Source organism: Allobosea sp. GW821-FHT10B12 (genome assembly GCF_059415545.1).
In genome coordinates this window covers 105,894-124,136 of sequence record NZ_JBWKNL010000005.1, presented here as the reverse complement: position 1 = coordinate 124,136, position 18,243 = coordinate 105,894, and the positions used below count along the sequence as shown (strand labels likewise).

Here is an 18,243-nt window from a genome sequence, read left to right as displayed (position 1 = left end):
GATCAGTTATGGGGTGATGGTTGTCATAACCAATGGCTATGCATGGATATCGCTGCCGCCTTGAGGGCTTTCGTGCACACCGTCGAGCGCGGCTCGGTCACGGCCGCGGCCCGCGATCTCTCCGTGTCGCAACCAGCCGTCACCAAGCACCTGCGCAATCTCGAGCGGCATGTCGGCGCGCGGCTGCTGGAACGCTCGGCCCGCACGGTTCGGCCGACCGCGCAGGGCAAGGCGCTCTACGAAGCTAGCCGCAGCGCGCTGTCCACCATCGATGCCGCGCTGGAGGGCGTTCGCCACGAGATGGGCGCAATCGAAGGGCTGCTGCGCGTGCATGCGCCGTCCTGCATCGGCGCCAGGCATCTCCACCCGATCGCGCTGGCTTTCCAGGAACGCCATCCCGGCGTGACCATCGATCTCGTACTGGAGAACCGTGCGGTCGACCTGGTCTATGAGGGGTTCGACCTCGCGCTCCTCTATGGCCGCCCGGCCGCTCAGGAACTGATCGTCAGGCGCCTCGGCCTGGTGCGCCGCATCCTCGTGGCAGCCCCGCAATTCCTCGCCCGATCGGGGCCGATCGAGACGCCGGCGCAACTGTCCGAGATCGATGTCGTGACGACGCCGACGCTGCTGGCGCCACATGATGTGTTGCCGTTGCGTCGAGGAAGCGAGAGCGTCGACGTGCCGGTGCGTCCGATCATGCGCACGAACGCCGCCGAGACGATCGTCGCGACCTTGCTGTCGGGACGCGCCGCCGGGCCGGTGCAGCGTCTCCTCGTTTCGGATGAACTCGCGACAGGGCGGCTCGTGAGGATCCTGCCGGACTACGAGGTCAGGCCGACGGAGGCCTTCTGGATATTTCCCTCGGTGCGCTTCATGCGCCCGGTTGTACGTGCCTTCACCGATTTCGCGATTCCGGCCTTGCGCGCCGTGGAGGGCGTCGATGCCGGCGATATGCGTTCGGAGGCGGCTTAGGCTATGGCCGGCCTTAGCGCCCTCAATGGCGCTCGGCGAGGATCAGTAGCCCCGGCACCGGCTGACCGCGGTCGATCCTTGTGCTCCTTGGCTCGACCAGTGCGGGTTTCAGCCCGGCCTCGACGAGTGTCTCCCTGACCCAGGCCTCGGCATGGGCGAAGCGTCGATCCTGGCCGACCGCGATGCCCTCGCCTTGATGGCTCTGCACGGTGAAGGCGAAGAGGCCGCCTGCTTTGAGCACGCGCGTGCTCTGATGGAAGCTCGGGGCGAGGTCGCCGAGATAGACGAAGACGTCGGCGGCGATGACGAGATCGGCCGAGGCGTCGGGCCGGCTCGCCAGGAAGGCGGTGAGGCCGGCGGTGGCGAGCTTGTCGTAAAGCGGGCCGCCGCCCTCGCGCGTCTTGGCCTGCGCCTTGGCGATCATCCGCGGCGAGAGATCGCAGCCGGCGAGGAACTCTGTCTCGGCGCGGATTGCTTCGCCCATCAGCCCCGTGCCGCAGCCGAGATCATAGGCCGTCTCGAAGTGAAAGGGTCGGCCGGCTTGGGCGCAATGGCGTGCGAGCGCCTCTCTCAGCAGCGCCGGCGCCTGGTATTGCAGCGTGCCGACGAGGTGGCTGTCGAAGCGCTCGGCATAGCCGTCGAACAGCGCGCCCGAAAAATTCTCCGAGGTCGCCTGCTCGGCCGCGAGTGCGCCGATGCGGGCGAGGTCGAGCTTGGCGCCGACATGGTCGTTCGGGTCGAGGTCGAGGCATTGCCGCCAGGCGGTGGCGGCCTCCTCATTGTGTCCGAGCGCCTCCTGCGCCAGCCCATAGAGATGCCAGGCAGCGGTGAAACCGTAATTCTCCGCGAGCGTTTGATCGAGGATGTCGATCGTCGCCTGCGGATCGCCGTCCTTCAGTGCCGCCTCGGCCCAGGCATAGCGACGGTCGAGACGCTCGTCCCCGGAACTGGCGGAGTACACGCTGCTGCCCTTTTCGATCATGCTGCGGGTTTAACGAAGGCAGATGACACTGGCCAGACGATGAAGCCTTCCGATCTGCTGACGCCGACCCCGGCCGGGCTTATTGCCCGCCGGCCAATATCTACATCGACCCGGTCCGCCCGGTGGCGCGGGCGCTGATCACCCATGGCCATTCCGATCATGCGCGCGCCGGCCATGGCGCCGTGTTGGCGACGCGTGAGACGCTGGCGATCATGGCGCTGCGCTATGGCGAGGCCTTCACCGGCTCGCAGCAGGTCGCGGCACCTGGCGAAACCGTCCGTATCGGCGCGGTCGATTTCCGCTTCGTCCCGGCCGGCCATGTCCTCGGCTCGGCCCAGATCGTGGTCGAGCACAAGGGCCTGCGCATCGTTGTCTCCGGTGACTACAAGCGCGAGCGCGATCCGACCTGCGCACCCTTCGAGCCGGTCACCTGCGACATCTTCATAACCGAGGCGACCTTCGGCCTGCCGGTGTTCCGTCATCCGCCGGCCGATGCCGAGACGGCCAAGCTGCTCGATTCCGTCCGGCTCTTTCCCGATCGCACCCACATCGTCGGCGCCTATTCGCTGGGGAAGGCGCAGCGGTTGATGGCGCTGATCCGCGAGGCCGGCTACGAGCGGCCGATCTACATCCATGGCGCGGTCGAAAAAATCACCGAGCTCTACCAGGCCGAGGGCATCCCGCTCGGTGAGATCCGCAAGGTCGAGCCCGGCGAGCGCAAAGCCGAGGGACGCAAGGCATTTGCCGGCGAGATCGTCATCTGCCCGCCGAGCGCGATCCAGGACCTGTGGTCGCGCCGCTTTCCCGATCCGGTCACCGCTTTCGCCTCGGGCTGGATGCGGGTCAGGGCGCGGGCCCGCCAGAAGGGCGTCGAGCTGCCACTGATCATCTCCGACCATGCCGATTGGGACGACCTCCAGGCGACGATCCGCGAGGTCCAGGCCAACGAGATCTGGATCACCCATGGCGAGGCCGAGGCGCTGGCGCATTGGTGCGGCACGGTCGGCCTCAAGGGCATGCCGCTGCATCTCGTCGGCTATGGCGACGAGGGCGAGGCCGAGCCCGAAGCCAAGCCGGAAGAGACCAAGCCGGTGGAGGCGTCGCCATGAATCGCTTCGCCTGGCTGCTCGACCGTCTCGCCTATGAGCCGCGCCGCAACGGCAAGCTCGCCCTGATCGCCGATTACCTGCGCACCACGCCCGATCCCGATCGCGGCTATGCGCTGGCGGCGATGACCGGCGGGCTGGTGTTCCAGAACGCCAAGCCCGGTCTGATCCGGGCACTCATCGCCGAGCGCACCGACCCCGTTCTGTTCGCACTCTCCTACGATTATGTCGGCGACCTCTCCGAGACAGTCGCGCTGATGTGGCCGGCTCCGTTTCATGAAGGGCGCGCCACAAAGCCCTCCCTCCTTGTGGGGGAGGGTTGGGAGGGGGGTATCGAGGGCGCAGAACAAGAGGAGCCTGGCTGGTCTGTTGTCGAGCGCGGCATACCCCCCTCTCTATCTCTCCCCCACAAGGGGGGAGAGAAGAGCCAGGCTGGTTCGGCCGCCCCGCCCGGCCACAACCGCGCCCCGCTCACGCTTCCCGATGTCGTCGCTGGCCTGCGCAACTCAGGCAAGACCGAGATGCCGCGCCTGATCGCCTCCTGGCTCGACGCGCTCGACGAGACCGGCCGCTGGGCCCTGCTCAAGCTGATCACCGGCGCCCTGCGCATCGGTGTCTCCGCCCGCTTGGCCAAGACCGCAGCCGCGAGCCTCGGCCGCGTCGCACCCGACGAGGTCGAGCAGGTCTGGCACGGCATCGAGCCGCCCTATGTCCCGCTCTTCGCCTGGTTGGAGGGCAGGGCGCCGCGGCCGGAGGCGACAGATCCTGCACCGTTCCGCCCGGTCATGCTCTCGCATGCGATCGAGGATGGCGATTTCGACAAGCTCGACGCGGGTGAATTCGCCGCCGAATGGAAATGGGACGGGATCCGCGTCCAGGCCGTCGCCGGCACGCGCGCCGATGGCAGCCGCATCGTCCGGCTCTATTCCCGCACTGGCGAGGAGATCGGCGGCGCCTTTCCCGACCTCACCCAAGCGTTGACGCAGGACGGCGCGATCGACGGCGAATTGCTGGTGATGCGCGATGGCATTGTCCAGAGCTTCAACACGCTGCAGCAGCGGCTCAACCGCAAGCAGGTCACGGCCAAGATGCTGGCCGAATTCCCGGCCCATATCCGCGCCTACGACCTCCTGGCCGAGGCTGATGATGATCTGCGTGCCCACCCGTACACCGAGCGGCGTACCAGGTTGGAGGCCTTCCTCGGCAGGCTCGACAGCACGCGTTTCGATCTCTCGCCACGCATCGCCTTTGCGAGTTGGGACGAGCTGACCGAGGCCCGCGCCGACCCGGCTTCTGCCGGGGCTGGCGCCGATGCCGAGGCGGTCGAGGGCTGCATGCTGAAGCGGCTCGACTCGCCCTATCTGCCGGGCCGCCCGAAGGGCTACTGGTACAAGTGGAAGCGCGATGCCCGGCTGGTCGACTGCGTGCTGATGTATGCCCAGCGCGGCCATGGCAAGCGCTCCTCCTTCTATTCCGACTACACCTTCGGCGTCTGGCGGGTCGGGGAAGGGGGGGCGGACGAGCTCGTGCCGGTCGGCAAGGCCTATTTCGGCTTCACCGACGAGGAATTGCTCGAGATCGATCGCTATGTCCGCAAGAACACGCTGAACCGCTTCGGCCCGGTGCGCGAGGTGACGCATACGCTGTCAAGCGGCCTCGTCTTCGAAGTGGCGTTCGAGGGCCTGCAGCGCTCGACCCGGCACAAATCCGGCATCGCCATGCGCTTTCCCCGCATCAACCGCATCCGCTGGGACAAGCCGCCGGGCGAGGCCGATCGGATCGAGACGCTGGAGGCGCTGCTGCCGGCTACTTGACCACGCCGAGCATCGCCGTCCCGAGAAGCAGGGCTGCCGCCAGCGCGTGATAGCCGGCGAAGCGCAGGAACGCCTCGCGGCGAACCTGCGCGAACAACATCTGCGCATAGGCCTCGGGCGGCCGCTCGGCCTGGTCGAGCATCAGCCAGATCTCGGTGCGCTTATAGGGTCGCAGCGGCGCCTGCTGCGCCAGCATCAGCAGCACCGCGACGACGAGGAGTGCGCAATAACCGCCGGCCTTCAGTGCGGCCGGCGGGCTGCCGGAGAGGCCCACCATCAGGCAGAAAGTGGCGAGGCCGGCAAAGCCGCAGGCGCGCGCCGTCGATATCTCCGCCAGCGTCCGCAGGCGGCGCAACGGATCGGCCTTGTCCGGATCGCCAGGTCCTGTCATGCGGCTTCCAATCTAGGAGAGCCGCGCGGGTTCCGCTCAGAGGCCCGTCACCGCCGGCAGCGCCAGAATAATCACGCCGGCCAGCCAGATGCCAAGCGAGGCCGCATCACTATTTCGTCGGCCGGTCACGCGCTCGAAGACTGCGGCCGGGACGCCGGCGATGATCAGGCAGGACACCGAGACGAAGAGCGAGGTGAAGTAGAACAGCAGGATCGGCGAGGACAGGAAGAACGCCGGCGCCAGCAGGAACTTCACCAGGATGAAGGCCGGGTCGAAATAGGGCGAGAAGTGCATGCCGGCGAGCAGGGAGAAGCCGGCGATGCCGACGAGCAGCCCGTCCTGCCGCACCAGCCTGTCGCGATCATCGCCATTGTCGGTGGTCTGGTTCATCGGCGTCATCCCGAGGCGGTGGGCAGGAGCCCGAGCATGCGGACGATGTAGAACAGGAGAAAGCGCAGCAGGAACAGCCAGACGATGGCGAACAGATTGAGCAATGGCGGCGGCACCAGCGCCGGCGTCACCAGCCGGACCAGGTTCAGGATCGGGTCTGTAATCTGGCAGAAGACGCGCCAGATCACCTTGTCGCTGTCGGGCGGGAAGAAGAGGGAGAGGATATAGCGTCCCAGCAGCGTGTAGATCAGCGCCGCCAGCGCGAGATTGGGCAGGTGGAAGACCCAGAACCCGGCGGATTCGGTCAAGCGATTCGTCTCCTGTGGCCGGGTTGTCGGCAGTGTGAAGAAGAAGGGGCGGGAAGCAAATCCCGCCCCTCGATACCTGTCGTGAGAGCCCGGCGAGCTCAGCTCGCCTTTTCCTCCATCAGCGTGCCGCCGCGCGGGCGCCGGCAGGCGTCGACGAAGTCCATCATCGCCTTGGAGGGCGCGGCGGTCAGCATCGACACGACATACATCGCCAGGAAGCCGGCCGGCAGGCCGAACAGCGCCGAGGAGATGTTGTTGATGTTGAACCAGCCGACCTTGGAGGCGAGCGGGTTGCTGACCAGCGCCGGGCCGCTGGCGATCGCCGGGTCGGCCAGGAACTTCGTCATGTTCTCCGCCGAGATCAGCGGCGCGCCGGAGACCGGATTGAGCAGCGAGCTCATGCCGAAATACTGCACGCCGAGATGCGGGTAGTAGCGGCTGACCACCAGATAGAACAGCGTCAGGCCGAAGCCGACCGTGATGCCGGCGATGGCGCCCGCCGAATTGGCGCGCTTCCACCAGATGCCGAGCACCAGGGCCGGGAACAGGCCGCCCGCCGCCAGCGAGAAGGCCCAGGACACCATGGCGAGGATGTCCGAGGGTCTGGTCGAGGCGGTGTAGGCCGCTAGCACCGCCACCAGCACCAGCAGCACGCGCGAGACGACCAGCCGCCGGGCCGTCGGCGCGTTCTTGTCGATCATCTTGTAGTAGATGTCGTGCGAGAGCGCGTTGGCGATGGCGAGCAGAAGGCCGTCCGCGGTCGAGAGCGCGGCGGCGAGGCCGCCGGCCGCGACGAGGCCGGTGATGACATAGGGCAGGCCGGCGATCTCAGGCGTCGAGATCACCACCACGTCGGTGTTGATGCCGAAATCCTGCAGGCGCAGCACGCCGGTATGGCCGCTGACGGCGCCGCAGGCGGCCGTGATCGCCTGCACGCTTTCGGCTGCCTTGCCGCAGATCGTCACCAGGCCGAGCTTGCCCCAGCTGAAGACCCATTGCGGCATGTCGGCGAGGTTCTTGCCGATCAGGGTCGAGTAGACCTCGAGCTTCGAGAACGCCGCATAGGCCGGTGCGGTGAAGTAGAGCAGGAAAATGAACAGCAGCGACCAGGCGACCGAGATGCGCGCATCACGCACGGACGGCGTGGTGAAGTAGCGCATCAGCACATGCGGCAGCGAGGCGGTGCCGACCATCAGGCACAGGATCAGGGCGAAATAGTTCGCCGGGCTGTAGTTGAGGAACGGTGTCGTGTGCGGCTTGAGCGTCGCCGCCGTGGCAAGGTTGTTCTGCAGGAAGCTCTGCTCGAGCGCGGTGATCTCCTGCAGGGCCTGGCCATAGGTGAGCTGCGGCAGAGGCAGCCCATATTTCTGCGCCGACAGGATCACGACCGGTACCAGATAGGCGACGATCAGCACAATGTATTGCGCGACCTGCGTCCAGGTCACCGCCCGCATGCCGCCGAGCATCGAGCAGACCAGGATGCCGGCGAGGCCGACATAGACCGCGACGGTGAAGTCCATGTCGAGGAAGCGCTGCGCGATCAGGCCGGTGCCGAAGATCTGCGCCACCACATAGGTGAAGGAGCAGGCCAGCAGCACGATGACGCCGAGGAAGCGCGCGACGTTGCCGCCATAGCGCGCCGACAGGAAGTCGGGCACGGTATAGGCGCCGAACTTGCGCAGGAACGGCGCAATCAGCACCGCGACCAGCACATAGCCGCCGGTCCAGCCGAGCACGAAGGCGAGGCCGTCATAGCCGAGCAGGAAGAGCGAGCCGGCCATGCCGATGAAGGACGCCGCCGACATCCAGTCGGCGCCTGTCGCCATGCCGTTGTAGAAGGCCGGCACCGAGCGTCCGGCAACGTAATACTCCGAGACCTGCACCGTTCTGGAGATGATGCCGATGAAGGCATAGACCAGGATGGTGAAGCCGACGAACATGTAGCCGAGGATCTTGTTCGGGACGCCGGCCCTTTCGAGGATGGCGACCAGGATGATGAAGGCGACGAAGCCGCCCGTATAGATGCCGTAGATGCGGCCGAGGCTCGAGGTGAAGCCGTTCGAGCTGGTTTGCTCTTGGCTGGACATGATCGCAGCCCCCCGCTCAATCGTCTTCGGCCACGCCTGCGTCGCGATCGATCTTGTCCTGCGCCTTGGCGAACCAGAACAGCATCACGACGAAAGCGATGAGAGACCCCTGGGCAGCCATGTAGAAACCCAGAGGAAAGCCGAAGAGCTTGATGCCGTTGAGCGGCGTCACGAACATGTGGACGACGTAGCTGAAGAACAGCCATAGTGCCATCATCACGAGCATCAACTTACTTGTTCTTTGCCAGTGGTGGCCTTCCTTTTGCGAATCCATGAAACGTTTCTCCCGAGAGATCTATTGTTTCTTCTTTCGCAGTTCTGGCTGTTGTCGGATTCTCGTGATTCGCGCCTGTCCGGTCCCCAACCGCCTAACGATAGGTTAATTGAAGTGGGTCGACGAAAGAATGTGTACTAAAGACGTAAGTCCCCATCGAAAGACCAAGTCGCGACTGTGTTGCAGCCGCAGTCGATCTGCGCGACATCGCGATGGTCCGTCATCGTCCCCGCTGAAACCGGCGGCGGCGCTTGAGATCACGACCGCGCAGGGCCAGACTGCGCGGTGATGGATGGGAGGAATGCCAGCGATGAGTCGTCAGCCGTCGACCAGGATCGTGATCGCGGACGATCATCCGCTCTTTCGCGGCGCGTTGCGCCAGGCGGTCTCGCACGCCCTGGCCGGCTCGGAGGTCAGCGAGGTCGGCTCGCTCGAGGCGCTCGGTCAGGCTTTGGTCGAGACCGCCGACACCGACCTCATCCTGCTCGATCTCTCCATGCCCGGCGTGCAGGGTTTTTCCGGCCTGCTCTTCCTGCGCGCCTCCTATCCCGAGATTCCGGTGATCGTCGTCTCGGCCAATGACGATCCGGCCGTGATCCGCCGCTGTATCGAGTTCGGCGCGCTCGGCTTCCTGCCCAAGACCGCCGAGGTCGCGCAGATGGGCGAGGCGATCCAGGCCGTGCTCGATGGCGGTGTCTGGACACCGCCCGGCGTCGACCTCTCAGCCCCGGTCGACCATGAGACCGCCGACATGGTCCGCCGCCTGGCGACGCTGACGCCGCAGCAGGTGCGCGTGCTGATGATGCTGTCGGAGGGACTGCTCAACAAGCAGATCGCCTATGAGCTCGGCGTCTCCGAGGCGACGGTCAAGGCGCATGTCTCGGCGATTCTGACCAAGCTCAACGTCGACAGCCGCACCCAGGCGGTGATCGCCGCCGCCAAGATCGCCGGTGCCGGCTGGGCGGCGCAGGGTGCCTCGGCGACGAGCTGAGGTCGGCGGCGGTTGACGGCAGCGTTCAGGCTCGGTTCAAGCTGGGTCTGATTTGTTTCGCACGTCGATCCGAAGGGGATTTCCATGGCCAATGGCGGTGGCACCGAGCGCTTTCTGGGCGGTTCCGTCCTCAGCGTCCTCGTGCGCCTGTTCTTTATCTCGCTGCTGGTCGGCGCGGCCATGGCGTTCCTTGGCCTGTCGCCGCGCGGTCTCTTCGACTCGGCGCTGCGCTTCGTTCGTTCGCTCACCGACATGGGCTTCGATGCAGTCCGCGAAGTTGGTGGCTGGGCCCTCGCCGGCGCGCTGGTCGTCGTGCCGCTCTGGCTGATCAGCCGGCTTTTCGCCTCGAAGCGCTAGCGCGGGCGAGACGCGGAGCCGGCTTTCGGCCCTTCGCCGGTTTCCCGACAGCTCGGCGCCAAGCCGCCAAGCGCACCCGCCGTATGGCGCCGGCGTGCCGGCGACCCCATATCCGTGCGAGCTGATCGCAACCACGGACCATCCCATGGCCTCCATTGCTGTCCGTTCCGCAACCCGCAGCGAGGAAAGTGCCGTTTCGGCGGTCATCGGCCTCGCTTTCGCGACCGATCCGATGGCGCGCTGGTCATTGAGAGACGCGCAGACCTATCTCACCGTGATGCCCGACCTGATCCGTGCATTCGGCGCCGCTGCCTATGACAGCGACAGCGCCTATGTCAGCGATGATCTCGGCGGTGCAGCATTGTGGCTGCCGCCGGGCGTGGAGCCGGATATCGAGGCGCTCGACCGCCTGATCACGGCAAACGCCGATCCGGCGATCCTGCCCGATGTCGAAGCGGTGTTCGATTCGATGGCGCGCTATCATCCGGAGGTCCCGCACTGGTATCTGCCGCTGATCGGCGCCGATCCGGCGCGGCAGGGGCAGGGAATCGGAAGCGCGCTCATGACCCATGCGCTCGCGCGCTGCGACCGCGACGGCGTCGCGGCTTATCTGGAATCGTCGAACCCGCGGAATATCCCACTCTATCAGCGACACGGGTTCGAAATACTCGGAACCATCCAGCACGGATCGTCGCCGGTCCTGACGCCGATGCTGCGTCCGGCGCAGCCTGATCGAAACGGAGTCTTGCGTGCCGGTCTCGCGCTGTCGCCCCATGGCAGCGGCGGCTGAACGCGCGGTCAGCCCATCTCCCCGCGCGCGATCGCCTCGGCATCGCGCCCGACCAGCGCGTCGAGGCGCGGCAGCCCGGCCTTGCGCACCTGCATGTCGAGCCCGCGCTTGACCTCGCCGACCAGCCCCGGCCCCTTGAACACCATCGCCGAATAGAATTGTACCAGGCTCGCCCCGGCCCGGATCTTGGCGAAGGCGGTCTGCGCGGAATCGATGCCGCCGACGCCGATCAGCGGGAACTGACGTTCCACCCGCAGGAAGGTCTCGGCGAGAATGCGCGTCGAGGCCGTAAAGAGCGGCTTGCCCGAGAGACCGCCGGTCTCGGCCTTGTTGGCGCTGCGCAGGCTCTCCGGCCGGGCGACCGTCGTGTTCGAGACGATCATGCCGTCGACCTTGCGGCGGCGGGCGACCGCGACCATGCCGTCGAGCTCGGGCATGGAGAGGTCGGGCGCGATCTTGATCAGCACCGGCGTCGGCTTGGCTCCGGCGGTAGCCTCGTCGCGGGCGGCGAGCGTGCGGGCGATCAGGTCGTCGAGCGCGTCCTCGGCCTGCAAATCGCGCAGGCCGGGCGTATTTGGCGAGGAGACGTTGACGGTGAGAAAATCGGCGAGCGGCGCGAGCCGGCGCGCCAGCACCGCATAATCGGCGCTGCGATCGGCCGAGTCCTTGTTGGCGCCGAGGTTGACGCCAACGATGCCGCCCTTCTTGCGGCGGGCGGCCAGCCGCGCCGCGACCGCCTCCATGCCCTCGCTGTTGAGGCCGTAGCGATTGATCACCGCCTCGTCCTCCGGCAGGCGGAAGACGCGTGGGGGCGCATTGCCCGGCTGCGGCAACGGCGTCACCCCGCCGATCTCGACGAAACCGAAGCCGAGGCCGAGCGCGCCATCGATCGCCTCGGCATGCTTGTCGAAGCCGGCGGCGAGCCCGACCGGGTTGGCAAAGCGCAGGCCGAAAGCCTCGACCGCGAGCGAGGGCGGATCGGCCGCCGGCCGCAGCGGCGGCGCGGCGGCGAGCGCCGCGATCGTCAACCGGTGCGCCTGCTCGGCGTCGAGCTTGTGGATCAGCGGCCGGGCCAGGCCGAACAGCGCTCCGATCACGCGACACCCTCCGGGAAGACATGGCCGGCCTTGCCCGACGGCAGCGGTGCGATCCAGCGCGCCTGCTTCGGGTCGAGCGTGGCATAGAGATGCGGGAACAGCGCCCCGCCGCGCGAGGGCTCGTAGCGCAGGGCCTCGCCGAGCTTGGCGTCGTCGAAGGCGATCAGCAGCAGATCATCCTGGCCGGCGAAATGCCTGGCTGCGGTCTCGCGGACCTGCGCCCCGGTCGAGAAATGGATGAAGCCGTCGGCGAGGTCGACCGGCGCTCCCCGGAAGAGGTCTGCGGCCTCGGCTTCGCGCCAGAGCGCTTCGGGACAGATCTTGTAGATGAGCGGCATGACGCCGGACATATCGTCTGACGGCCTTCGGCAAAAGCGGAAACCGTGCCGCACCCGGCCGGCTCCCGGATTTCTTCAGCCCGCGGCTGATTGCAAGCGCGAATCAGATTGAATTCTTATTGAATAGGGGATATTTCCTATCTCGATCCCCGCTTTGCACCGGCACCATCAGGAACGAGGCCTCTCCGCGATGCTGTCCCATGACCAGATCTGGAGCGCGATCGACACGCTCGCCCAGCGCTATGGCCTGACGCCCTCGGGCCTCGCTCGCAAGGCCGGGCTCGATGCCACCACCTTCAACCGCTCGAAGCGCATCGGCGTCGACGGCCGCGAGCGCTGGCCCTCGACCGAGTCGATCGCCAAGATCCTCTCGGCCACCGGCGCCTCCTTCGACGAGTTCATGAATGTGGTGCGGCGCGGCGCGGCGCCGGCCCGCACGATCCCGCTGATCGGCTTCGCCCAGGCAGGGTCGGGCGGCTTCTTCGACGATGGCGGCTTCCCGGTCGGTTCCGGCTGGGATGAGGTCGCTTTTCCGGGCCTGCAGGACGAGAAGGCCTATGCGCTCGAGATCGCCGGCGATTCGATGCTGCCGCTCTATCGCGACGGCGACACCATCATCGTCTCGCCCGGCGCTGCGATCCGCCGTGGCGACCGGGTCGTGGTCAAGACCGTCGACGGCGAAGTCCTGGCCAAGCAGCTCAGGCGCCAGACCGCCAAGACGATCGAGCTCGCCTCGCTCAATCCCGAACATGCCGACCGAGTGCTGGCGCTCACCGAGATCGCCTTCATGGCCCGCGTGATCTGGGCGAGCCAGTAAAGCATCGGGCCGAAAAGTGGGAACCGGTTTTCGGGCAAAGCCGATGCTCGGACGTCTCAGGCAGCTACGCGCTGCGCCGGCAGCGATACCGTGAAAACGGCGCCGATCTCGGACGGTTCGAGCGCGATCATGCCGCCGTGCAGCCGCACCAGCTCGGCGGCGATGGCGAGGCCGAGCCCGGTGCCGCCGGGATTGACCGAGCCGCGGAAGGCCTGGAACAGGTTGTCGCGCGCCCGCGGCGGTACGCCCGGCCCGTTGTCGGCGATGCGCAGGACGATCTCCTCATGGCGCCGGCCGGCGCTGATCCTGAGCATCGGCGTGCGTTCGCCGGCCTCCGTGACGCTGTCGAGCGCCTGGATCGCGTTGCGCATCAGGTTGGAGAGTACCCGCGCCATCTGGTCTGGATCGCATGGCGCGATCACTTCGGCCGGGACTTCGTTGGCGAAGCCGATCGTGCCGTTGTCGCCGAGGCCGAGCAACTCGGCCTGCTCGGCGACGAGCTGGCGGAGCACAACATTGCGCAACGCCGGCGTCGCCTCGGCGGCGCGGCCGTAAGCGAGCGTCGCCTGGCAGAAATCGATGGCGCGCCCCAGTGTCGCGATCAGGCGCGGCGCGAAGCGCCGGATCTTGGGATCGCGCGTCTCGGTCAGCCGGTCGGACATCAATTGCGCCGCTGCCAGCATGTTGCGCAGGTCGTGATTGATCTTGCTGACGGCTAGGCCGAGCTCGGCGAGGTGCTTCTTGGCTCTCAGGTCGTCGGCGAGCGTCGCCTGCATACGCGCCAGTGCCCGCTGTGCCTCGCCGATCTCGTCGGCGCGCTCTGTCGGCTCGATGATCCGGCGCGGATTCTCCGGATCGTGCTCGAACTCCATCACATTGGCGGCGAGGTGCCGGATCGGCTGTACGATCAGCCAGTTAAGCGAAAGGTAGACCAGCCCCGCGGTCAGGATCGAGATGACCAGCGTGACCAGCGTCAGGTTGACCGAGAACTTCAACATGGCGTGGCGCAGCGGGCGTTCGTCGATCACGATCTCGACGAAATCGGCAGCGCCCACTGCCTGCCCGACGACCCGGATCGGCATCTCGTGCGAGGGACTGACCAGCGTCGCCACCGATTCGACGATCGATTGCATCCAGCTCTGGTCGCGCAGATCGACGGTCCTGGCGACCTCGTGCGGCATCGAATCGAGGCTGAGCAGCCGGCGCGCCCCGCCGACACGTGCAGCGATCGCGGAGGCGCCGACACCGGCCAGCAACCGCTCCTCACTGCCTTCCGGCAGGCCTTCGGCCGGGGCGCCTTCGAGCACCAGCACGGCGATCTGCGCCGCCGCAAGCCGGTCGTTCAGCCAGTTGCGCCGGAAATTCGCGACCGAGGGCAGGTAGATCAGCACCTCGGCCAGCATCACGAACAGGATGGTGAGCACGAGCAACTTGGCCGACAGGCCGAGCTGCGTCGGGCCGCGCGGGACGCTGATCGACAGTGTATTGGGATCGAACCGTCTTACTGACATCAACAGCCAGTCTATCCGAAACGGCGCAGGAAGCCGATGAGGCGGCGGATACCCGGTTTTGCCGCGAGCGGCGCCTGGAAGGAGAGGGCGGCTTTTTGCGACAGCTCCGACAGGCTCTGGGATGGCACGATGAGCCCGGCCATCTCCTTGACGTTCATCCGCTTCTGCAAGGCGAGGCTCCAGGGCACGATCAGCTCGGCCGCCTGCGCCCCGGCGATGACGGCGCCGAGGATGCCGCCTTTGTGGTCGGTCATCAGCTTGATCAGCCCTTCGCTTCGCCGCTCGGCCTGGGCGCGCCCGCTTTCGGCATAGGGAAAGCGCAGAACCCGGATATCGCCCTGCGCCCGCGCCTGCGCTTCGCTCAGGCCGATGCTGGCCAGCTCCGGCTTGCCATGGACGGTGCGCGGCACCAGCTCGCGCTTGAAGCGGACCGGCTGGCGGAAGAGGGCGTTGCGGAGCACGAGCCCGGCCTGATGCTGGGCGGCATGGCTGGACACCATCCCGCTTGCGGCTCCACCGGCGCAATCGCCGACGGCGTAGATGCTGCGGTTGGCGGTGCGCAGTGAGGCGTCGACGATGATGCCGGTATCGTCGCTGCGGACGCCGGCGAGGTCGAGCTCGAGGCCGGCGATGTTCGGCCTGCGCCCATTCGCGACCAGCAGATGCGTGCCGTCGATCCTGATGTCGCCGTCGAGCATGAGGCAGGGCCGCTGGCGATGGCTCTCGGCGCGCAGGATCACCCGGCCCTCGTGCAAGACGATGCCGTCGCCGAGCAGGCCGCGCCGGAGCACACCGACCGCTTCCGGGTCCTCCTCCGGCAGGAGGCCTTCCCGGGCGATCAGAGCGACGTCGCTGCCGAGCCCGCGCATCGCCTGCGCCAGCTCGACGGCAGCCGCCGTTCCGCCAAGCACGATCAGTCGGTCCGGCCGCTTCGCCAGCTCGAAGATGCTGTCCTCGGTCAGGCAGGGCAGGTCGGCGAGGCCGGTAATGTCGGGCATCGCCGGCAAGGACCCGGTCGCGATGACGAAGCGACGTGCCTTGACCGCTGTTTCGCCGATCGTGATCTGATGGCGGTTCTGGAAGCGCGCCTCGCCTCTGAGCACGAGGATGCCGAGGGCGGTGAGGCGCTCATCCGATTCGTTTGCGGCCCGTTTCGCTGCAACCTGGTCGAGATGAGCCCGAATGCGCCCATAGTCGATCTCGCCCATATCGCGTGGAAGACCGAAGGACGCGGCGTTCGCGATGGTCCGCCTGTGCTCGGCGACGGCGCGCAAAGCCTGGCCGCGCGCTCCCTCGTTGTGGGAAAGCGCGCTTCCGCTCTGCCTGACCAGCACGGTCCGGACACCGAACAATCCGGCGGCGGTCGCGACCGCGAGCCCGCCCGGCCCATCGCCGATGACACAGATATCCGGCGTCAGCGGCTCCTTGCTGGCCGATGGGCTGGCGGTTTGGCTCACGCCGCGTCTCCCGGTCGCTGTCCTGCTCGTGCAGATGCGTTGCCGCTGCGGCGGAATCAAGTTCGCTGAGACGATAGTAGGCTGGAAGCAGCCGAGGCCGACAGAGGGGGAGACTGTCCTCAGGCGATCTTGCGCGGTTCGTCGCCCTTGCTGAATTCCGACACCGGCTGCGGCCGCCCGAACAGATAGCCCTGCGCCCGCTGGGCGCCGAGCAATTGCACCGCCATGCGCTGCGCCTCGGTCTCGATACCCTCGACGACCACGTTCATCGACAGGCGTCGGGCGAGCTGGCAGACCGCCTCGATCACCGCCTTGGAGGCCTCGTCGCTGTTGACGTCGCGGCTGAAGCTCTGGTCGATCTTCACCTGCGAGAACGGGTAGGTCGAGAGATAGGCGAGGGAGGAATAGCCCGTCCCGAAATCGTCGAGCGCGAACTTCACCCCGATCGCACGCAGCTCGTTGATCACGTCGAGCGTTGTCTTGTTGTCCTCGATCAGCAGCGATTCCGTCACCTCGAGCGTCAGGCGGCCGGGCGCGAGATGGGCGAGCAGCAGCGCGTTCTTGACGGTCTCGACGATGCGTCCCGGCTCGCGGAACTGCAGCGGCGAAATATTGACGGAGACGCCGATGCCATCAGGCCATTTTGTCGCGTCGCGGCAGGCCTGGCGGATCGCCCAGTCGCCCATGCCGGCGATCAAGCCGGATTGTTCGGCGATCGGGATGAAGACGCCGGGCGGCACCATGCCGCGTGTCGGGTGCCGCCAGCGCATCAGCGCCTCGCGCGTCACGATCTCCTGCGTGCGCAGGTCGATGATCGGCTGGTAGTACAGCTCGAGCGTGCCCTCGGCGGTGGCCTGGCGCAGGTCGACCTCGATCTCGTGGCGCTCGAGCATCTCTTCGGCCATGGCCGGATCGAAGAAGGTCGCGGTGTTGCGGCCGGCGGCCTTGGCCTTGTAGAGCGCCGTGTCGGCATGGCGCAGCAGGTCGGCGGGCGTCATACCGTCGGTCGGCGCGAGCGCGATGCCGATGCTGGCGGTGACGTAGACGGTCTTGGTCTCGAGCTCGAAGGCGCGGTCCATCGTCTCGATCATGCGCTGCGCGATCATCCGCACCGTCGCGACATCGGTTGCCGGCAGGATCAGCACGAACTCGTCGCCGCCGAAGCGCGCCAGCAGATCGTTATGGCGGATCGCGCTCTTCAGACGCGCCGCCGTCTGGATCAGCACACGATCGCCGATGTCGTGGCCGAGATTGTCGTTGACCTGCTTGAAGCCGTCGAGGTCGATATAGAGCAGGGCGAAAGTCTCGCCGGTCCGCTCATGCCGACGGAAGGCGTCGGCAAGCTGCGTATTGAACTCGAAGCGGTTGGCCAGACCCGTCAGTTCGTCGAAACGGGCCATCTGCTCGATCCGCGCTTCGGTTGCCTTCCGCTCGGTCGCGTCCTCGGTCAGCATCAGGACGCCGCCTTCAGCCGCTGGCGCGATGGTGACGACCAGCATCCGGCCGTTGCGGGACTGCAATTCATAGACGGCCGCCTGCTGCGTCGCCTGCACGCCGTCGAGCGCCGCCTTGATGTCGCGCACCTGCTCGGGGGTCATCACCTGTCGTTCGACGAGGAAGCGCGCGATCGCGCTGATCGGCGTGCCCGATAGCGCCAGCGTCTCTGGAATCCCGTAGAGGGCGGCATGCGGCGCGTTCGAGACCGCAAGGTCGAGCTTGCGATCGAACATCGCCAGCCCATGGATCATGGTGTTGAGTGCGGCGTCGAGCGTCAGGTTCTGCGAGCGCAGGGCGGTTGCCAGCGCCTTGGATTGCTTCATCGCATCGCTCAGCGCCAAGAGGTTGCGGTGCAGCGAATTGGTGATCGCGATATTGGCGACGACATAGAGGAAGGCGAAATAGCCGATGTACTGATAGTAGGGGTTGTGCGCCTGGATCAGGCCGATCGCCATCGGTACGCAGAAGGTCAGCAGCTGAACGGCGACGAATTTCGGCCGTCCGGCATTGCGCGCGACATAGCCGGAGGCAAGCGCGATCGTCGACGACACCGAGGTGATGTGGGCGGCGGGATCGTCGGTCCAGGCAAGCGCGGCATAGCAGCTGAAACCGAGCACGGCGCTGAACACGGTCGCCCCGAGAAAATACTCCCGGTCCCAGCGTCTGGTCTGGGCGAGCGTATCCTCGGAATGGTCGAGCCGGCGATAGCAGACGACCGTCACGATCCGCATGAGGACGACGAGCGCGACGCAGACCGTCAGCGTCATGAACAGGTCGATCCTGGTGGAGATCCAGCACAGGAGGGGCGTGAGAATGCCGGCGATGCCGCCGGGGATGATCGAGCCGGGCGAGGAGAACAGCGAGGAGACGAGCAGGCGATAATCGGCAAGGTCGACCGCGTGCCGGCCATCGTGCTCGACCGGCTGCTCCGCGATCGCCCTGTCTGCGCTGGCGTTGCGCAACCGGTTCGGCACTCCCGCCATCCACTCCTGCCTTGTGACGGTCTCTGGAGAGGCGGCTGAAAAACCTGACCTTTTGCCGCGTCACCTAACGGCTCTAAGAGG

The 18,243-nt window shown here is 66.8% G+C and carries 17 protein-coding genes and 1 pseudogene; 7 read left to right on the top strand and 11 right to left on the bottom strand.

Going from position 1 to position 18,243, the window contains the following annotated elements; genetic code table 11:
- The first annotated feature begins 42 nt into the window (after positions 1 to 42).
- Positions 43 to 972 (top strand): LysR family transcriptional regulator, encoded by a 930-nt coding sequence (locus tag AC07O0_RS18235; RefSeq protein ID WP_494625103.1) that lies wholly within the window; start codon positions 43 to 45, stop codon positions 970 to 972.
- 22 nt (positions 973 to 994) lie between these two features.
- On the opposite strand, the gene AC07O0_RS18230 is transcribed toward AC07O0_RS18235, so the two are convergent.
- Entirely contained in the window at positions 995 to 1,933 is a 939-nt protein-coding gene (locus AC07O0_RS18230; RefSeq protein ID WP_494625102.1) for a class I SAM-dependent methyltransferase, read from the bottom strand.
- 60 nt (positions 1,934 to 1,993) lie between these two features.
- Here AC07O0_RS18230 and AC07O0_RS18225 point away from each other — a divergent pair.
- Both AC07O0_RS18225 and AC07O0_RS18220 read left to right on the top strand, forming a co-directional pair.
- A pseudogene (locus AC07O0_RS18225) lies at positions 1,994 to 3,063 on the top strand (ligase-associated DNA damage response exonuclease).
- Positions 3,060 to 4,874 (top strand): cisplatin damage response ATP-dependent DNA ligase, encoded by a 1,815-nt coding sequence (locus tag AC07O0_RS18220; RefSeq protein WP_494625101.1) that lies wholly within the window; start codon positions 3,060 to 3,062, stop codon positions 4,872 to 4,874. Before AC07O0_RS18225 ends, AC07O0_RS18220 begins: the two are co-directional and overlap by 4 nt.
- On the opposite strand, the gene AC07O0_RS18215 is transcribed toward AC07O0_RS18220, so the two are convergent.
- The 5 genes from AC07O0_RS18215 to AC07O0_RS18195 form a co-directional block, all read right to left on the bottom strand.
- Positions 4,867 to 5,265 carry a hypothetical protein gene (locus AC07O0_RS18215; protein WP_494625100.1) on the bottom strand — a complete coding sequence of 133 codons (399 nt, stop codon included), beginning with the start codon at positions 5,263 to 5,265 and terminating at the stop codon, positions 4,867 to 4,869. The two genes, AC07O0_RS18220 and AC07O0_RS18215, sit on opposite strands and share 8 nt — an antisense overlap.
- Positions 5,266 to 5,301: 36 nt before the next feature.
- A complete protein-coding gene (locus tag AC07O0_RS18210) occupies positions 5,302 to 5,655 on the bottom strand; it encodes a hypothetical protein (RefSeq protein WP_494625099.1) in 354 nt (117 codons plus the stop codon).
- Positions 5,656 to 5,660: 5 nt separating this feature from the next.
- Positions 5,661 to 5,963: a YggT family protein gene (locus AC07O0_RS18205; protein ID WP_494625098.1), complete on the bottom strand. Its 303-nt coding sequence runs from the start codon at positions 5,961 to 5,963 to the stop codon at positions 5,661 to 5,663.
- Positions 5,964 to 6,061: 98 nt separating this feature from the next.
- On the bottom strand, positions 6,062 to 8,050 hold the full coding sequence (locus AC07O0_RS18200; RefSeq protein ID WP_494625097.1) for a sodium:solute symporter family protein: 1,989 nt from the start codon (positions 8,048 to 8,050) through the stop codon (positions 6,062 to 6,064).
- 16 nt (positions 8,051 to 8,066) lie between these two features.
- Positions 8,067 to 8,324 (bottom strand): DUF4212 domain-containing protein, encoded by a 258-nt coding sequence (locus AC07O0_RS18195; protein ID WP_494625096.1) that lies wholly within the window; start codon positions 8,322 to 8,324, stop codon positions 8,067 to 8,069.
- Between the two features lie 310 nt (positions 8,325 to 8,634).
- Here AC07O0_RS18195 and AC07O0_RS18190 point away from each other — a divergent pair, with 310 nt between their 5' ends.
- The 3 genes from AC07O0_RS18190 (at position 8,635) to AC07O0_RS18180 (ending at position 10,462) form a co-directional block, all read left to right on the top strand.
- On the top strand, positions 8,635 to 9,315 hold the full coding sequence (locus AC07O0_RS18190; RefSeq protein WP_494625095.1) for a response regulator: 681 nt from the start codon (positions 8,635 to 8,637) through the stop codon (positions 9,313 to 9,315).
- Between the two features lie 84 nt (positions 9,316 to 9,399).
- On the top strand, positions 9,400 to 9,672 hold the full coding sequence (locus tag AC07O0_RS18185) for a DUF6460 domain-containing protein (RefSeq protein ID WP_100961135.1): 273 nt from the start codon (positions 9,400 to 9,402) through the stop codon (positions 9,670 to 9,672).
- 145 nt (positions 9,673 to 9,817) lie between these two features.
- Positions 9,818 to 10,462, top strand: a complete 645-nt coding sequence (locus AC07O0_RS18180; protein ID WP_494625094.1) for a GNAT family N-acetyltransferase — start codon at positions 9,818 to 9,820, stop codon at positions 10,460 to 10,462.
- An 8-nt stretch (positions 10,463 to 10,470) separates the two neighbouring features.
- On the opposite strand, the gene AC07O0_RS18175 is transcribed toward AC07O0_RS18180, so the two are convergent.
- Together AC07O0_RS18175 and AC07O0_RS18170 are read right to left on the bottom strand one after the other, a co-directional pair.
- The gene (locus AC07O0_RS18175) at positions 10,471 to 11,559 is read right to left on the bottom strand and encodes a quinone-dependent dihydroorotate dehydrogenase (protein WP_494625093.1); all 1,089 of its coding nucleotides are present in this window, start codon (positions 11,557 to 11,559) and stop codon (positions 10,471 to 10,473) included.
- A complete protein-coding gene (locus AC07O0_RS18170; RefSeq protein ID WP_494625092.1) occupies positions 11,556 to 11,897 on the bottom strand; it encodes a DUF952 domain-containing protein in 342 nt (113 codons plus the stop codon). The genes AC07O0_RS18175 and AC07O0_RS18170 overlap by 4 nt, the downstream gene beginning before the upstream one ends.
- A gap of 190 nt (positions 11,898 to 12,087) precedes the next feature.
- Here AC07O0_RS18170 and AC07O0_RS18165 point away from each other — a divergent pair, with 190 nt between their 5' ends.
- A complete protein-coding gene (locus AC07O0_RS18165; protein ID WP_494625091.1) occupies positions 12,088 to 12,714 on the top strand; it encodes a S24 family peptidase in 627 nt (208 codons plus the stop codon).
- 56 nt (positions 12,715 to 12,770) lie between these two features.
- Here AC07O0_RS18165 and AC07O0_RS18160 read toward each other — a convergent pair whose 3' ends face one another.
- The 3 genes from AC07O0_RS18160 to AC07O0_RS18150 all read right to left on the bottom strand — a co-directional run bounded on the left by AC07O0_RS18160 (position 12,771) and on the right by AC07O0_RS18150 (position 18,153).
- Entirely contained in the window at positions 12,771 to 14,225 is a 1,455-nt protein-coding gene (locus tag AC07O0_RS18160; RefSeq protein WP_494625090.1) for a sensor histidine kinase, read from the bottom strand.
- A gap of 11 nt (positions 14,226 to 14,236) precedes the next feature.
- Positions 14,237 to 15,682 (bottom strand): dihydrolipoyl dehydrogenase family protein, encoded by a 1,446-nt coding sequence (locus AC07O0_RS18155; RefSeq protein WP_494625089.1) that lies wholly within the window; start codon positions 15,680 to 15,682, stop codon positions 14,237 to 14,239.
- A 119-nt stretch (positions 15,683 to 15,801) separates the two neighbouring features.
- Complete coding sequence (locus tag AC07O0_RS18150) at positions 15,802 to 18,153, bottom strand: putative bifunctional diguanylate cyclase/phosphodiesterase (protein ID WP_494625088.1); 2,352 nt, start codon at positions 18,151 to 18,153, stop codon at positions 15,802 to 15,804.
- Positions 18,154 to 18,243 lie beyond the last annotated feature (90 nt).

What these genes read in the sequence shown, in the direction of transcription:
- AC07O0_RS18160 (WP_494625090.1), bottom strand. Translation starts at nt 14,225, where the DNA reads ATGTCAGTAAGACGGTTCGATCCCAATACACTGTCGATCAGCGTCCCG.
- AC07O0_RS18195 (WP_494625096.1), bottom strand. Translation starts at nt 8,324, where the DNA reads ATGGATTCGCAAAAGGAAGGCCACCACTGGCAAAGAACAAGTAAGTTG.
- AC07O0_RS18185 (WP_100961135.1), top strand. Translation starts at nt 9,400, where the DNA reads ATGGCCAATGGCGGTGGCACCGAGCGCTTTCTGGGCGGTTCCGTCCTC.
- AC07O0_RS18235 (WP_494625103.1), top strand. Translation starts at nt 43, where the DNA reads ATGGATATCGCTGCCGCCTTGAGGGCTTTCGTGCACACCGTCGAGCGC.
- AC07O0_RS18200 (WP_494625097.1), bottom strand. Translation starts at nt 8,050, where the DNA reads ATGTCCAGCCAAGAGCAAACCAGCTCGAACGGCTTCACCTCGAGCCTC.
- AC07O0_RS18220 (WP_494625101.1), top strand. Translation starts at nt 3,060, where the DNA reads ATGAATCGCTTCGCCTGGCTGCTCGACCGTCTCGCCTATGAGCCGCGC.
- AC07O0_RS18190 (WP_494625095.1), top strand. Translation starts at nt 8,635, where the DNA reads ATGAGTCGTCAGCCGTCGACCAGGATCGTGATCGCGGACGATCATCCG.
- AC07O0_RS18165 (WP_494625091.1), top strand. Translation starts at nt 12,088, where the DNA reads ATGCTGTCCCATGACCAGATCTGGAGCGCGATCGACACGCTCGCCCAG.
- AC07O0_RS18215 (WP_494625100.1), bottom strand. Translation starts at nt 5,265, where the DNA reads ATGACAGGACCTGGCGATCCGGACAAGGCCGATCCGTTGCGCCGCCTG.
- AC07O0_RS18210 (WP_494625099.1), bottom strand. Translation starts at nt 5,655, where the DNA reads ATGAACCAGACCACCGACAATGGCGATGATCGCGACAGGCTGGTGCGG.
- AC07O0_RS18170 (WP_494625092.1), bottom strand. Translation starts at nt 11,897, where the DNA reads ATGCCGCTCATCTACAAGATCTGTCCCGAAGCGCTCTGGCGCGAAGCC.
- AC07O0_RS18180 (WP_494625094.1), top strand. Translation starts at nt 9,818, where the DNA reads ATGGCCTCCATTGCTGTCCGTTCCGCAACCCGCAGCGAGGAAAGTGCC.